Source organism: Kosakonia sp. WA-90 (genome assembly GCF_039871955.1).
Taxonomy (GTDB): domain Bacteria; phylum Pseudomonadota; class Gammaproteobacteria; order Enterobacterales; family Enterobacteriaceae; genus Kosakonia; species Kosakonia oryzendophytica.
In genome coordinates this window covers 498,679-512,431 of record NZ_JBDPLJ010000002.1, presented here as the reverse complement: position 1 = coordinate 512,431, position 13,753 = coordinate 498,679, and the positions used below count along the sequence as shown (strand labels likewise).

The window sequence follows — 13,753 nt, the reverse complement described above, 5'->3', positions numbered from 1 at the left end:
GCAAGCAGTAGATGTAATCCTAACCCCTGGGTCAAAGCACCAGGATTTATCGTAAAAGCCTCGCTTGCGGCCATTACGACTTTTTCGCGGGTAAGCGGAAATTCAGATTGTCGGCATTCACCACATGCTGATCGACACGGTCGATGTCCACTGAACTTTGCCCGTTCTCATTAACCGCATGCACGTTCGCCAGTGACAGCAACGTGTCCTGTTTTGCCATAAAACGCCCCCGCACATCTTTGCGTAAATCAAAGTTTAGCTTCAGCGCCGGACCCACCGATGCCTGCTGCATGATATTGATATTACGTAAGAAAAGGTGCTGAGGTTTGTTGTGCAGTTCCAGCGTGGCTTGCTGCATTTTTACGTTAGTGATCGCCACAAACGAAGTGGCATTGCCGGAGGAAATCTGAATACCGCGCAGCTTGTATTTACTGCTGGTATTATCCTGGCGGATATCGTTCAGTTTGAAATTCTGCGGAATGGAAAGATAGTTCCCTTTGATCACGCCGTAGCCAATCAACATACCGGCGCTATTGTCCATGCTGATGTTATCAATCACAAAGTTGTCGCAGCCATAAATCGCCACCGTGGCATTATCAAGACCGGCTTTTTTACTGAAATCCGGCGTGATGTTGCGAGCTTTCACGTTGCGGATAATGAAGTGCTTGCCGTTCTCAACGTGCACCAGTTGGCGGCAATTGCTGCCAGTGATATTGGCGACGACAAAGTTTTTCACCGCCTGATCTTCCGGATAGGTGTTGTCGTAAGTACTTCCTGCCAGACCAATGCCAATACCCCAGTTGATCTTGCCGTTAGTACAATCGATATTGTCGATAACATGGTCGGAGATCAGAATGTTGCGATCGTTGATAGCGACATTCCACTCGATGGCGTCCCCTTGCAAGTCGCTGAAGCGGCCATTGGTGATGCGCACGCCGTCAAACTGGTTATGGTAGCCCTGACGCAGAATGCCATAATTGGCCTTTGTCACCGTAATCTGATCAATCAGCAGATTGCGCATCACCCGGTTGTCTTTGCCACCAATGTAAATCTGCATCACCGGCCCATAGCCGCTCATCGCCACCCCTTTGATTTCACAATCGGAGCCGCGCACATCCAGCGTAATATTGTAAAGGTTGCCGCCATCCTCGCCGATCACACGGCTACCATCCTGCAATACAATGCGCCCACGACCATTGCCTTTCAGCGCACCGCGCACCAGCAATGTTTTGCCTGGCGGAATGAAAATCCCGGTATTGATGTTTTCACACACCAGCCCTGCGGGGATCTCAACCGTTTGTCCGGCGGCAAACGCGTCGTTAAGCGCCGCAGGCCAATCATTATGATTGTATTGACGGATATCGACAGTGCCGTTACCGCCTATCGCGCGCGCAACCGTGGTATGCAGAAGGGGTAATGCCGCCAGTGCTGAACTGGCGGCGAGGAAAGAGCGTCGGGTAAAGGATGTTGATGATTTGCAGGCGGCCATAAAACCTCTGTTTAAAGCGTTTGCAGCAGACTTGCCAGTTGCTGGTTGATGATTTTTTGGTTGAAGTCAGCTTCGACTTTCGCGCGTGCCCGGGTCACCACCGGGGTGAGATCGCTATCCTGCATGGTCCCGAAAGCGGCTAAACGCTGCGCCAGCGCTTCAGCATCTTTTTCCGGCACCAGCCAGCCAGACTCCCCGGCGTCAATCAATTCCGGAATGCCGCTGTGCACCGTCGAAACCACCGGGATCCCCACCGCCATCGCTTCCATCAGCGCAACAGGGATCCCTTCCATATCGCCGTCTGCGCCGGTAATAGACGGCAACAGAAACACATCCGCTTCATCCAGAAGCGCTTTGACTTCATGGCTCGGTTTAAAGCCCGGCATCTCGATCACGTCTTCCAACTGGAACTGTTCAATCAGGGTACGCAAGCGCCGCTCCCAAGGCCCCATACCCAGAATGCGATATTTGAACGCCACGCCGCGCGCTTTCAGCAGACGGCAGGCTTCAATCGCCACATGCAGCCCCTTCTTCTCGGTCAGGCGGGCGACAGAGATAATTTGCAACGGGCTTCCCGGCGTTTTGACGGGCCGCAGACTAAAGCGCGTCATGTCTACGCCCATACGCGAGACGGCGATTTTTTTCTCCGGGCAGCCCATCTTTTTCAACCGCCCCGCCCATAGATCGCTGATCGGCAACATCAGGTCGCCGCGCTGGAATAATCGCTGATACTCTGGCGTGTAGTGGTTCAACACGTCGCGGTGTGAAACATCAATGCCATGGAAAACCGTGGCAATTTTGCCTTTCAGCACCCCAAGCTCGCGCAGTTTCGCCGCCGTAACGCCAGCAGGCCCAAAATGGGCGATAAACACATCCGCAATAAAGGCGCGCGGCGCAAGCGCACAGATAGCCGAGAGGATCAGGTTGCGCGCTTCATCGCCATAACGCGACATATTCAGCGCTTTCCACGTCGACGATTTCCAGCAACCCCGAGCGATTGCCTGCGCGCGGTAACTCAGTTTCGCCAGTTTCCCTTCCGGTTCAGCCAGCAGCCAATGTGTTTTTTCAGCCAGCTTATACTCCGTATATGCGGCATGGGTGTTATTCATATCGCCCTTATGCAGGGCGACAATCTCCACCTCAAAACCCATGTTAATAAAGGCGACAATCTGGTTAAGGACGAATGTTTCCGACGCTAAGGGAAACTTCAGCAAAAAGAAGCTGACTTTCATTTCGCCCCCTGCACACGATCCAGTACCGATTTCACCATCTTCATTCCCTGCTCCCGTTCCGCTGCTACGGCGACTGCCAGTCGCGCGTTAATGGCAGGCAGTTGCCCGAGGGTATCCGCTGCCATCGCCGCCAGAGAACCATCAAGCAGATGACGGATATCCACCGCCATTTCCGGCATGCCCAATTGCTGCATAATTCCGGCAGATTTGTGTTCGTAGTTGATGGCGATCGCCGGTGTACCGAAGTTCATTGAAATAATGGCGGAGTGCAGACGCGTCCCGACGGTTAAATCGCAGGCGCCGAGAATTTTGCCCATTTCCAGGTCGTTCAGTTCGTCCATCACCACGTGGTAGCGCGACGGGTCACTGACATACTGACGTAAATTGAGCGCCACCATGCGGTCATCTTTGTTGTAACTATCAATACCGGTGCAGGTCGACAGCGCAATCACCTGGTAACCTGCATCAATAATACGGTTAACGACGCCGGCAAAAGCCTGCTCATAAGCCTGTTGAGTGGTATTCAGGCGCTTGTCGAACGGTGCCAGTTCACGCAGGGTAATCGCCACCGTCTTCTCTTTCGCCGCCAGATCCAGCCAGTGCTGCACAGCATAGCTGGCCACAAAATCGGCCTGGTGATGCGCCACCAGCCAGGCGGTATCCACGCCCTGCTCCACTTTGTCGGTAGTGATATTGCTTTGCTTCATCAAATTAAGGCTGACGGTTTCGCGCAGGATCAACGCATGGCAATGGCCGAAGACATAATTGGCCAGTTGGTTGAACTGCTCGTTCTGGAACGGCCCAACGCTGTGGCCGATCATATACAGCGGCTTTTTCGCCATAAACGTGCAGAGCGCATGTTCAAACTGCGGAACGCCATACAGATCAACAAAAAAGGAGCCGCCCACCTGAATAATGGCGTCATAGCCGGAAAGCAGGCGCACAAAATCGGTAAACCCCTGTGCAATGGCAATATTGCGCAGTTTGCCGGTATCGGTCACGCGGGAAAGCAGTACCTGATGCTGGTAGCGGCGACGCAGGACTTTCTTGACCCGCCCCATCAATCCGGCAGCATTGTTCTGTTCTTTCATTTGGCTGTACAGCGGGTCGCCCATCACCGGGCGATTTAACAACCAGGATGAACTCACCGGATAGCGGCTCATCACATCCACATCTGCATCAGGTTCAATCAGGGCAATAGCATCCAGCAATCCGCGTAATATTGCGCTGTCACCACGGTTACCGCAGGTATGATTGCCAAGGATCAATAATTTCATAGCGACCTCTTAAAGGGGTTCAATAACGTTTCTTAGCCTGCGCGGAGCAGCGTTTTTAATTTCTCGTTACGGCAAAACTGGCGCTTCATCTCCACCACCAGCGCATTACGCGATACCACCAACATCAGCACGAAAGCCACAACCCCCGCCGCGACCTGAATCGCCAGCGTGGCAGCAAGGGGCAAATGCCCGTTCAGCGCCAGCCCCAACCCGTAGCTCACCACCAGCGTCGGCAATGAGAGGTAGAACGGCAGCCACAGGCTCAAAATGTACTGGCGGTAACTGGAACCGAGCACCGGTTTGATCATCACGAAATAGCTCAGAACGGTATTAATGATTTGTACCAGCAAAAAGCCGAGGGTGACGCCCAGCGCGCCCCCCATGTGCCCGCCGATAATAATGGCGGGAATAAAAAGAAACGTTTTAAAGACGTTGAATTTAAAGCTGATATCCACCCGAGCTTTCGCCATTAACAGCGAACCTATCGGGTTTCCTACTGCGCGTAACAAGCCAACGATGCACAACAGTTGCAGGATGGGAATAATGCTGCTCCATTTGTCACCGAAAACCAGCGGCACGAAGTTGTTTGACACCACCATCAGTCCGAGCAAAACAGGAAAGTTAATGATCCCCACCACCGACAGTAGCTTGTAGAAGTTCACGCGCAGCTTTTCGGTATCGTCCTGAATTTTGGCAAACGCCGGGAACAATACACGGGTAATGATCGGGTTGAGCTTCATCGGCGGGACAACCGCCACGTTGTAAGCCAGGTTGTATCCCCCGGCGACGCTGGCACCGAGGATACGCGCCAGAACCAGCGTTGAGAGGTTGGTGTTGACATAATTGATGATACTGTCTGCGGTCAACCATGCGCCAAAGCGCAGGTTGGAACTCACCGACGCCAGTGAAAAATGCAGCCCAGGACGGTAGATCTTACGACCAAAGTAGCCAAACAGCAGCGTACGCACAGCGCTGTTGACCAGATAACCAAGGATCGCCGTCATGGCGAGCGGCCAGAAAAAGGCGCTAATGACCGTAAAGCTAAAGCCCGCCAGTACGGAGAGCGTTTCGATCGCGCCGATTTTGTTGAACTCCAGCTCTTTTTGCATCAATGCACGGAACTGCTGGCCATGCGGTATCACCACAAAAGCCAGCGACAGCGTACGGATAAGCGGCGCCAGGTCAGGGTTATTCAGCACATGAGCAATCACGCCGCTCAGGGAGAAGACCGCCACACACACCACAATCCCCAACCCGACGTTCAGCCAGTAAAGCGTCGTCAGCTCAAGATGACTTATCTCTTTGCGCTGGATTATGGAGTTCGCAATGCCAAAATCAGACAGCGTATCCGCCAGCGCGATAATCACCAGCGAGATCGTCAACAAGCCAAACTGGTGGTTATCGATGATGCGCGCCAGTACCGTCATCTGCACCAGCCCCAGACCAATGATGGTCAGCGTGGCCATGGCGGACCACTTTGCGCCGCTGATGGTTTTTTCTCTCAGGCTCATGACCTTTCCTTAATACGCCGCTTTGTTGACAAAGCCTTTAAAGATGGTCAGAAAAACGATTTTGATATCGAACCACAAGCTCCATTCGCGAATGTACTCCAGGTCAAATTCGATACGTTTTTCCATTTTTTCCAGCGTGTCCGTCTCACCGCGCCAGCCATTAATCTGCGCCCAGCCGGTGATACCCGGTTTCACTTTATGACGGAGCATGTAGCCTTCGATGAGTGAACGGTATTGTTCGTTATGCGCAACCGCGTGCGGGCGTGGTCCCACAATGGACATTCCCCCCGTCAGCACATTGATAAACTGTGGCAATTCATCCAGCGAAGTACGGCGCAGAAAACTGCCAACGCGGGTCACGCGCGGATCGTTCTGTGTAGCCTGGGTCACGACTTTGTCGTTCTCCATCACCTTCATGGAGCGGAATTTCCACACTTTGATGGGTTTCCCATCCATGCCATAGCGCGTCTGACGAAAGATAATCGGCCCCGGCGAGCTGAGTTTCACCGCCACAGAAATGCCCAACAGCACCGGGGAAATCAGCAGCAGAATCAAAGAAGAGAGCACAATATCTTCGATGCGTTTCAGGATGCGGTTAATGCCGGACAACGGCGTGTCATACAGCGGCACCACCGGAACACCGTTTACCTCTTCAACACGGGAATGCAGGATATTGAAAGTAAAGACATCGGGAATCAGAATGACGGAACAGGTGGTGTCCGCCAGCTGACGCACCAGATTCTTAATGCAAGCAGCATCATTCATCGACATCGCGATGTAGACATTATGGATTTTGCCGGACTTGGCGTCATCGACCAGTTGCTCGAGGTTACCCGCCCAGTCAGTGGTAATGCAACCCGGTTGCGGATCGTGGTAAACACCGACCACATCGAAACCCAGCCACGGTTCATTGCGAAATCCTTCCAGTAACTCCTGCCCCATTGGCATATCACCCGCCACCGCGACACGACGGGTGTTATACCCCAGGTTACGCAGCCAGCCGGCGCCAAAACGGATCACCGCACGACTTATCATTAACCCCATACTGGTTAACAGATACCAGGAGAGATAAATTCTGAAGGTATTATCAAAATCATTGCTGAACGCCAGCAGCCCTGCGCTGAAAATCAGGCTCAGCGTCCAGTTCTGCAACAACAACGTCAGTTCGGTCATGATCTTAACGCCCCGCCACGAGCGATAAAAATCCGTCATTCCGCCAATCATCTGGAAGACGACCAGGGTAATCAGAGCCATCATAAGATGCATGTAGAAAAACGGCAGCGCATTAACTTTGCACACTACCCAAAGTCCGCCGAACATAATGGTGATGTCGGAGAAGCGCTGCACGATAGAGATTAACGATGCATTCGTTTTGGCCCGATCGCGCTTTTTTAGATTCGTCATCGTTGTACCTGCCTGTATGTTCACCCTCCCCGACCAAGGGGAGGGGAACGCCTGATATTTACTGATTCAACAGCGCCAGAATTTCCTGCGTTCGCGCTTCCATCAACGGCACATTCTGGCGGGATTCCACATTGAGACGCACGACCGGTTCCGTATTGGACGAACGCAGGTTGAAGCGCCAGTCCGGGAACGCGATGCTGATGCCATCCGTGCGATCGATTTCCTGTGCCCCCGGTGCGAAATGTTGTTCGACGCGGGCAATCGCCGTTGCCGGATCGGCCAGTTTGCTGTTGATTTCACCACTTGCCGGGAACGCTACCATGCGGTCACGAACCAGTTCGGCCAGCGTTTTGCCTTTCAGGCACAGCAATTCCGTTACCAGCAGCCATGGGATCATGCCGCTGTCGCAATAGGCAAAGTCGCGGAAATAGTGGTGCGCACTCATCTCGCCGCCGTAAATGGCATCTTCTTCACGCATGCGCTCTTTAATAAACGCGTGCCCGGTTTTCGACATCACCGGCGTGCCACCCGCACGGCTGACAACGTCCACGGTGTTCCAGGAGAGGCGCGGGTCATGAATGATCTTCGCCCCCGGATGTTTTTCGAGGAACGCTTCCGCCAGCAGGCCAACAATGTAGTAGCCTTCAATAAACTGGCCGTCACCGTCGAACAGGAAGCAGCGGTCGAAATCGCCATCAAACGCGATGCCCATATCCGCATGGTGTTCAATCACTGCATTGCGGGTATCCGCGCGGCATTCCGGCAGCAGAGGGTTAGGAATACCGTGCGGGAAGGTGCCATCCGGTTCGTTATGCACTTTGACAAAAGTGACCGGCACGTTAAGCGCCTTAAAACGCGCCTCAATGGCGTCGATCACCGGACCGGCCGCGCCATTACCGGAGTTGATCACCAGTTTCAGCGGTTTCAGGTTGCGGGTATCGATATACCCCAGCAGGTGGTCGATGTAGGCATCACGCAGGTTGATTTGTTTATAGCTGCCGCGTTTGCTCGGGTTTACCGGTGGAAAGTCATTGGCTTCCGCCAGGCGCTGCACATCGCGCAGCCCGGTATCGCCGCTGATCGGGCGCGCACCCTTACGCACCAGTTTCATGCCGTTGTAATCCATCGGATTATGACTGGCGGTCACTTCAATGCCGCCATCCACGCCAAGGTGGAAGGTCGCGAAATAGATCTCTTCGGTACCGGAAAGCCCGATATCGAGTACATCCACTCCGGCATCCTGCAGACCTTTTGCCAGCGCCATTTTCAGCGCCTCGCTGGTCTGGCGAACATCGCCACCCAGCACAATGGTCTGCGGCTTCAGGTATTCACCGTAGGCGCGGCCAATACGCCATGCAATCTCTTCATTCAGTTCTTCGCCCAGCTTTCCACGGATATCGTAAGCTTTAAAACAGGTTAATTTTTCCATCATTACCTCTTCTTCAGGCAACAGTCAGCCTTGACCGCAAAATGGCCATATATAATTGATTAATAAATAATTTAATGCCGGAACGCGGTTCCGTTATCCGGCATCGGGCGTTAAATACGCCCGTAGCGATCCTTGAATCGCACGATGTCATCCTCTTCAAGGTACGAACCGGAGCGCACCTCAATCAGGTCGAGCGGAATTTTGCCCGGGTTTTCCAGGCAATGGCGCGCACCGAGCGGGATGTAAATCGACTCGTTCTCGCCTAACAACTTGACATCATCATTAATGGTGACTTTCGCCGTGCCAGCCACAACCACCCAGTGCTCTGCGCGGTGATGGTGCATCTGTACGGACAGGCCTTCGCCAGGTTTGACGGTAATGCGTTTAACCTGGTAGCGATCGCCGGAATCGATAGAGTCGTATTTCCCCCACGGGCGATAGACTTCACGGTGGATATGGTGTTCGTGGCGTCCATCTGCTTTGATTTTTTCCACCACTTTTTTCACATCCTGTACATGGTTACGGTCAGCAATCAGCACCGCATCTTTGGTCTGTACCACCACCAAATCTTTTACACCGACGGTCGTCACCAGTCCGGACTCCGCGTAGACGTAGCTGTTTTCGGTGTCATGACTGATAACGTCACCGTGATGGACGTTTCCCTCCGGCGTATGCTGGCTGATTTCCCACAGTGAAGACCAGGAGCCAACATCACTCCAGCCTGCATCCATCGGCACCACAACCGCATCGGCGGTTCTCTCCATCACCGCGTAGTCAATCGACTCTTCCGGACAGGCCAGAAACGCGTCTTCGTCGACACGGATAAAGTCCATATCCGGGTCGGTGGCCTCCATCGCCTTTTCACATGCAGAAAGAATATCCGGACGGTATTTTTTCAACTCTTCCAGGAACCGACCGGCACGGAACAGAAACATGCCGCTATTCCAGTAGTATTCACCGGTGGCCACATAGCCCTGGGCGGTTTCCAGGTTCGGTTTTTCCACAAACTGCGCTACGTTAAACGCAACCGCATCCACTTTGCCTTCACACACCTCGCCACGGCGGATATAGCCGTAACCGGTTTCCGGCAGATCGGGCACAATCCCGAAGGTCACCAGTTTGCCGCTTTCCGCATAAGGAATAGCGTTACGAACGGATGTCCGGAAAGCCTCTTCGTTCTGAATAACGTGGTCGGCAGCCAGCACCAGCATTAACGGATCGGCATCCGGGTTGTGACGCTTAACCGCCAGCGCCGCGAGGGCGATAGCAGGCGCGGTGTTGCGCCCCGCCGGTTCCAGAATGATGTTTTCGGTCAGCTTATGCAGCTGGCGCAGTTGCTCGGCAACGATAAAACGGTGCTGCTCGTTACAAATCACCACCGGGCTTTCGCACTCCACCCCGTTCAAACGATTGACGGTGGTTTGCAGCATCGTGAGATCGCCCTTCAGGCACAGAAATTGTTTAGGGTAAAGCACGCGGGACAATGGCCACAGACGGCTACCGGAACCTCCGGCCATCACTACCGGATACAGTTGCGTTTGACTCATGATTTATCCCCATTGCCGTCGAAATTCAGGCTGCCGTGCTGCGCATGTGCATGCGCTGGCTGCGCGGAATTTTCCGGGCTGATATCAGCAATAAATTGGCGTAACACGTTCTCTTTTTCGAGCGTGCGTTCGGCATATTCACGTGCCACCGTGTTGTTTTTGGGCAGCGCTAACGCGCGTTCGATGCCCCAGGCCAGCGCATCAACCGATTCCGGCTCTACGCAGACCGCAATACCCGGCTGTGCAAGGCATAGCTGGCCAAGTTCGGTACTCTCTTCTGCGGTGATCACCGCATTGCCGCCGACGGCCAGAATGTTGGTTAACTTAGACGGCAGCACCGCATCCGCCGCGCCGCGTTTCTGGATAACCAGATGGCAATCGCCCAGGCTTAACAATGCGGGCAACGCGTCGTATGGCTGCAACGGGAAAAATTTCACGTTGTCCAGACCGTGTTCGCTGACCATTTTTTCCAGTCGTGCCTTACCGCCGCCCTGCCCGACAATGACAAACAACCACGGATGGTTTTGCAGGCGCGCAGCGGCTTCAACCACGTTTTCCAGCCCCTGCTTCTCACCGATGTTGCCGGAATAAAGAATGATTTTTTTGTCATCCGGCAGACCGAGGTGGCGGCGTAACTGTGCAACGCTTTCTGCATCAACATCGCGAAAGCGCGCCACTTCGGACCAGTTCGGGAAGAAAATGATCTTGTCTGCCGCCACCCCTTTCTCCCGTGCTTTATTCATCATGGAGCGGGAGATGGTAGAGACGTTATCGACGTTATGCAGGCCACTCCGTTCAAAGGCCGCTGCCAGACGCGCTACGCGACCGCTCTTGCCTTTGCCAGCCATGCCTAAGCCCAGCATCGCGTCAACTTCATAATCCTGAATGTGCAACACCGTGCGTGCGCCCGAAAGCTTCGCCAGCAGGCGCATGCCCGGTGTACAAAACAGCGTGGGCACCACGCCAATGATGCGATCCGGTTTCCAGCTACGTTGCGCCATCAGCGGGAAGAAACTGCTCAGGGCAAAGCTGCCCAGATGCAGCAACCGCTTTAACGTCGAGGGTTGACGAGGCACATACAGCGGGCAACGCCACACCGTGGCGGCCCCCTGCTCTTTTCGCCAGCGCCATGCGCTGTAATGCTCGCCTACTTTCCACTCCGGATAGTACGGCGGCGCAGTGATCACGCGCACGTCATGGCCCTGACGGGCCATCCATTCCACCATTTCGCCGGTGTACTTACCGATCCCGGTCAGCTCCGGCGAGTAGTTGATGCCATAGACCAGGATTTTCATAAGCCCGGTACTCCCTGTGCATCGAGGAAATAGGCGCGGCTGTTGTCATGTACCAGCGGATCGGCAATCAGCGACTCCGGCGTTCCCCAGCGATATTCATTGTGCTGATCCGGCGGTAGCACGAGCGTCTCCTCGTCCACACGCAAGCGGAAACCGAGCACAATGTAGTGGGTGGAAAACGCACTACCGGAGAAGTTATCGTCATAGAAGTGCTGCCAGACGCCGTAGAACTCACCTGCCGACATCGGCAGGCGCAGCCCCAGTTCCGCCTGGGTCAGGCGCTCGAAAGCCACCGCCAGCGGTTCATCCTTTTGCACGCGTCCGCCCGGCACAAACCAGTATCCCTGGGCCGGACGGTTAGTGCGTTTACCGAGTAAAAACTCGCCGCGTGAATTCTCCACGATCAAATCGATGGAGATCAGCGGGGTTGAACGCACCACCGTGGCAAAATCTTCATGACTCAAAAACATGCCTACCCCCGGAACCGGTGCTGGTTTTCAAGGAACCACTGGTAGGTGCTGGCAAGGCCGGCTTCCAGTGAAATCTCGTGATACCAGCCGAGCTGGTGCAGACGTGTCACATCCAGCAATTTACGCGGCGTACCATCCGGTTTTGTGGCATCAAACACCACGCGACCCTTGTAACCCACCACGTTGGCCATGGTTTGCGCCAGTTCGCGGATCGTGCAATCCACCCCGGTGCCGACGTTAATGTGCGACAGCATCGGTTCGGTATTTTCCAGCCACACTTCTCTCGCCAGTTCCTGGACGTGAATGCTGGCAGCAGCCATGTCATCCACATGCAGGAATTCACGCATTGGCGTACCGCTGCCCCACACCACCACATCCGGCGCATTCTCCTGCGTCGCTTCATGGAAGCGTCGGAGCAATGCAGGGATCACGTGCGAGTTGCTCGGGTGGAAGTTATCGTTTGGCCCGTACAAATTGGTCGGCATCACTGAGCGATAATCGCGACCGTATTGACGGTTGTAGGATTCACACAGCTTGATGCCGGCAATTTTGGCAATCGCATACGGTTCGTTGGTCGGCTCCAGCGTGCCTTGCAACAGCTCGCTCTCCGCCATCGGCTGATGCGCCAGTTTGGGGTAAATGCAGGACGAACCGAGGAACAACAGTTTATTCACGTCATGCACGTGCGCAGCATGAATGATGTTGCTCTCAATCATCATATTTTCGTAGATGAAGTCCGCCGGGTAGGTATTGTTCGCCACAATACCGCCCACCTTCGCTGCCGCCAGGTAGACCTGATCGATGCGTTCATTTGCGAAAAACGCATGCACGGCGGCGGAATCCAACAGGTTCAGCTCCTCACGGGAACGCAGAACCAGTTCAACATCCGCACGCTGTTCAAGCTGCCGAACGATGGCTGACCCCACCATTCCGCGATGGCCAGCCACAAAAATACGTTGTTTCGTCATGCTCAGGACTCCAGCGCGATGGCAACCTCGTAACCGTGGGCCTTAAGCAGTGAGTGTTTTTTCGCTGCTTCCAGATCTTTTGCAACCATCTCGGAGACCATTTCTTGCAGCGTCGTTTCTGGCTTCCAGCCCAGTTTTTCGTGCGCTTTGGTCGGATCGCCCAGCAGGGTTTCCACTTCAGCAGGACGGAAGTAGCGTGGGTCAACGGCAATGATCACATCGCCCGGTTTCACGCCCGGTGCGTCATGACCGGTCACCGAAACGACAATGCCTTTCTCTTCCACGCCGGTACCTTCAAAGCGCAGTTTGATACCCAGTTGCGCTGCCGCCATTTCAACGAACTGACGCACGGAATACTGCACGCCGGTGGCAATAACGAAATCTTCCGGTTTCTCCTGTTGCAGCATCATCCACTGCATTTTCACGTAGTCTTTCGCATGGCCCCAGTCACGCAGGGAGTCCATGTTGCCGAGATACAGGCAAGATTCGAGACCCTGCGCGATGTTGGCGATAGCGCGGGTGATTTTGCGGGTCACGAAGGTTTCACCACGGCGCGGAGACTCGTGGTTAAACAGAATGCCGTTACAGGCGTACATACCATAAGATTCACGGTAGTTAACGGTGATCCAGTAGGCGTACAGTTTGGCCACCGCGTACGGAGAACGCGGGTAGAATGGCGTGGTTTCTTTCTGCGGAATTTCCTGCACCAGGCCATACAGCTCAGAGGTGGAGGCCTGGTAGAAACGGGTTTTCTTCTCAAGGCCAAGGAAGCGAATGGCTTCCAGCAGACGCAGCGTACCCATCGCATCCACATCGGCGGTGTATTCCGGAGATTCGAAGGAGACCGCTACGTGGCTCATCGCCCCCAGGTTGTACACTTCATCCGGCTGAACCTCTTGCAGGATACGGGTCAGGTTTGACGTATCGGTCAGATCACCGTAATGCAGGTGGAACTTCGGATTGCAGGTGTGCGGATCCTGGTAGATGTGATCCACACGTTCGGTATTGAATGAGGAGGCGCGACGCTTAATGCCGTGGACTTCATAGCCCTTTTCCAGAAGCAGTTCCGCCAGATAAGAACCATCTTGCCCGGTTACGCCGGTGATGAGAGCGACTTTAGACATAATTTAT

At 54.3% G+C, this 13,753-nt stretch carries 11 protein-coding genes; all 11 read right to left on the bottom strand.

Going from position 1 to position 13,753, the window contains the following annotated elements; all coding sequences use genetic code 11:
- Positions 1 to 73 precede the first annotated feature (73 nt).
- Positions 74 to 1,489 (bottom strand): colanic acid biosynthesis protein WcaM, encoded by a 1,416-nt coding sequence (wcaM, locus tag ABGA49_RS05575; RefSeq protein ID WP_347665242.1) that lies wholly within the window; start codon positions 1,487 to 1,489, stop codon positions 74 to 76.
- A gap of 11 nt (positions 1,490 to 1,500) precedes the next feature.
- Complete coding sequence (gene wcaL / locus ABGA49_RS05570) at positions 1,501 to 2,721, bottom strand: colanic acid biosynthesis glycosyltransferase WcaL (protein WP_088238049.1); 1,221 nt, start codon at positions 2,719 to 2,721, stop codon at positions 1,501 to 1,503.
- Positions 2,718 to 3,998 (bottom strand): colanic acid biosynthesis pyruvyl transferase WcaK, encoded by a 1,281-nt coding sequence (wcaK, locus tag ABGA49_RS05565; protein WP_347665241.1) that lies wholly within the window; start codon positions 3,996 to 3,998, stop codon positions 2,718 to 2,720. The genes wcaL and wcaK overlap by 4 nt, the downstream gene beginning before the upstream one ends.
- A gap of 32 nt (positions 3,999 to 4,030) precedes the next feature.
- Positions 4,031 to 5,509: a colanic acid undecaprenyl disphosphate flippase WzxC gene (wzxC, locus tag ABGA49_RS05560; RefSeq protein ID WP_061494074.1), complete on the bottom strand. Its 1,479-nt coding sequence runs from the start codon at positions 5,507 to 5,509 to the stop codon at positions 4,031 to 4,033.
- 9 nt (positions 5,510 to 5,518) lie between these two features.
- A complete protein-coding gene (wcaJ, locus tag ABGA49_RS05555; RefSeq protein ID WP_061494073.1) occupies positions 5,519 to 6,913 on the bottom strand; it encodes an undecaprenyl-phosphate glucose phosphotransferase in 1,395 nt (464 codons plus the stop codon).
- A 58-nt stretch (positions 6,914 to 6,971) separates the two neighbouring features.
- Positions 6,972 to 8,342: a colanic acid biosynthesis phosphomannomutase CpsG gene (gene cpsG, locus ABGA49_RS05550; RefSeq protein WP_061499857.1), complete on the bottom strand. Its 1,371-nt coding sequence runs from the start codon at positions 8,340 to 8,342 to the stop codon at positions 6,972 to 6,974.
- A 110-nt stretch (positions 8,343 to 8,452) separates the two neighbouring features.
- On the bottom strand, positions 8,453 to 9,889 hold the full coding sequence (gene cpsB / locus ABGA49_RS05545) for a mannose-1-phosphate guanyltransferase (protein WP_088238052.1): 1,437 nt from the start codon (positions 9,887 to 9,889) through the stop codon (positions 8,453 to 8,455).
- Positions 9,886 to 11,184, bottom strand: coding sequence for a colanic acid biosynthesis fucosyltransferase WcaI (gene wcaI / locus ABGA49_RS05540; RefSeq protein WP_347665240.1), 1,299 nt, complete (start codon positions 11,182 to 11,184; stop codon positions 9,886 to 9,888). Before wcaI ends, cpsB begins: the two co-directional genes overlap by 4 nt.
- Positions 11,181 to 11,654, bottom strand: a complete 474-nt coding sequence (locus tag ABGA49_RS05535) for a GDP-mannose mannosyl hydrolase (RefSeq protein WP_061494070.1) — start codon at positions 11,652 to 11,654, stop codon at positions 11,181 to 11,183. The genes wcaI and ABGA49_RS05535 overlap by 4 nt, the downstream gene beginning before the upstream one ends.
- Positions 11,655 to 11,656: 2 nt before the next feature.
- The gene (locus tag ABGA49_RS05530; RefSeq protein WP_088238053.1) at positions 11,657 to 12,622 is read right to left on the bottom strand and encodes a GDP-L-fucose synthase; all 966 of its coding nucleotides are present in this window, start codon (positions 12,620 to 12,622) and stop codon (positions 11,657 to 11,659) included.
- Positions 12,623 to 12,624: 2 nt separating this feature from the next.
- Positions 12,625 to 13,746 carry a GDP-mannose 4,6-dehydratase gene (gmd, locus tag ABGA49_RS05525; RefSeq protein ID WP_061494068.1) on the bottom strand — a complete coding sequence of 374 codons (1,122 nt, stop codon included), beginning with the start codon at positions 13,744 to 13,746 and terminating at the stop codon, positions 12,625 to 12,627.
- Between the last annotated feature and the right edge of the window lie 7 nt (positions 13,747 to 13,753).

What these genes read in the sequence shown, in the direction of transcription:
- ABGA49_RS05535 (WP_061494070.1), bottom strand. Translation starts at nt 11,654, where the DNA reads ATGTTTTTGAGTCATGAAGATTTTGCCACGGTGGTGCGTTCAACCCCG.
- cpsB (WP_088238052.1), bottom strand. Translation starts at nt 9,889, where the DNA reads ATGAGTCAAACGCAACTGTATCCGGTAGTGATGGCCGGAGGTTCCGGT.
- wcaI (WP_347665240.1), bottom strand. Translation starts at nt 11,184, where the DNA reads ATGAAAATCCTGGTCTATGGCATCAACTACTCGCCGGAGCTGACCGGG.
- wcaK (WP_347665241.1), bottom strand. Translation starts at nt 3,998, where the DNA reads ATGAAATTATTGATCCTTGGCAATCATACCTGCGGTAACCGTGGTGAC.
- wcaL (WP_088238049.1), bottom strand. Translation starts at nt 2,721, where the DNA reads ATGAAAGTCAGCTTCTTTTTGCTGAAGTTTCCCTTAGCGTCGGAAACA.
- cpsG (WP_061499857.1), bottom strand. Translation starts at nt 8,342, where the DNA reads ATGGAAAAATTAACCTGTTTTAAAGCTTACGATATCCGTGGAAAGCTG.
- wcaM (WP_347665242.1), bottom strand. Translation starts at nt 1,489, where the DNA reads ATGGCCGCCTGCAAATCATCAACATCCTTTACCCGACGCTCTTTCCTC.
- ABGA49_RS05530 (WP_088238053.1), bottom strand. Translation starts at nt 12,622, where the DNA reads ATGACGAAACAACGTATTTTTGTGGCTGGCCATCGCGGAATGGTGGGG.
- wzxC (WP_061494074.1), bottom strand. Translation starts at nt 5,509, where the DNA reads ATGAGCCTGAGAGAAAAAACCATCAGCGGCGCAAAGTGGTCCGCCATG.
- gmd (WP_061494068.1), bottom strand. Translation starts at nt 13,746, where the DNA reads ATGTCTAAAGTCGCTCTCATCACCGGCGTAACCGGGCAAGATGGTTCT.
- wcaJ (WP_061494073.1), bottom strand. Translation starts at nt 6,913, where the DNA reads ATGACGAATCTAAAAAAGCGCGATCGGGCCAAAACGAATGCATCGTTA.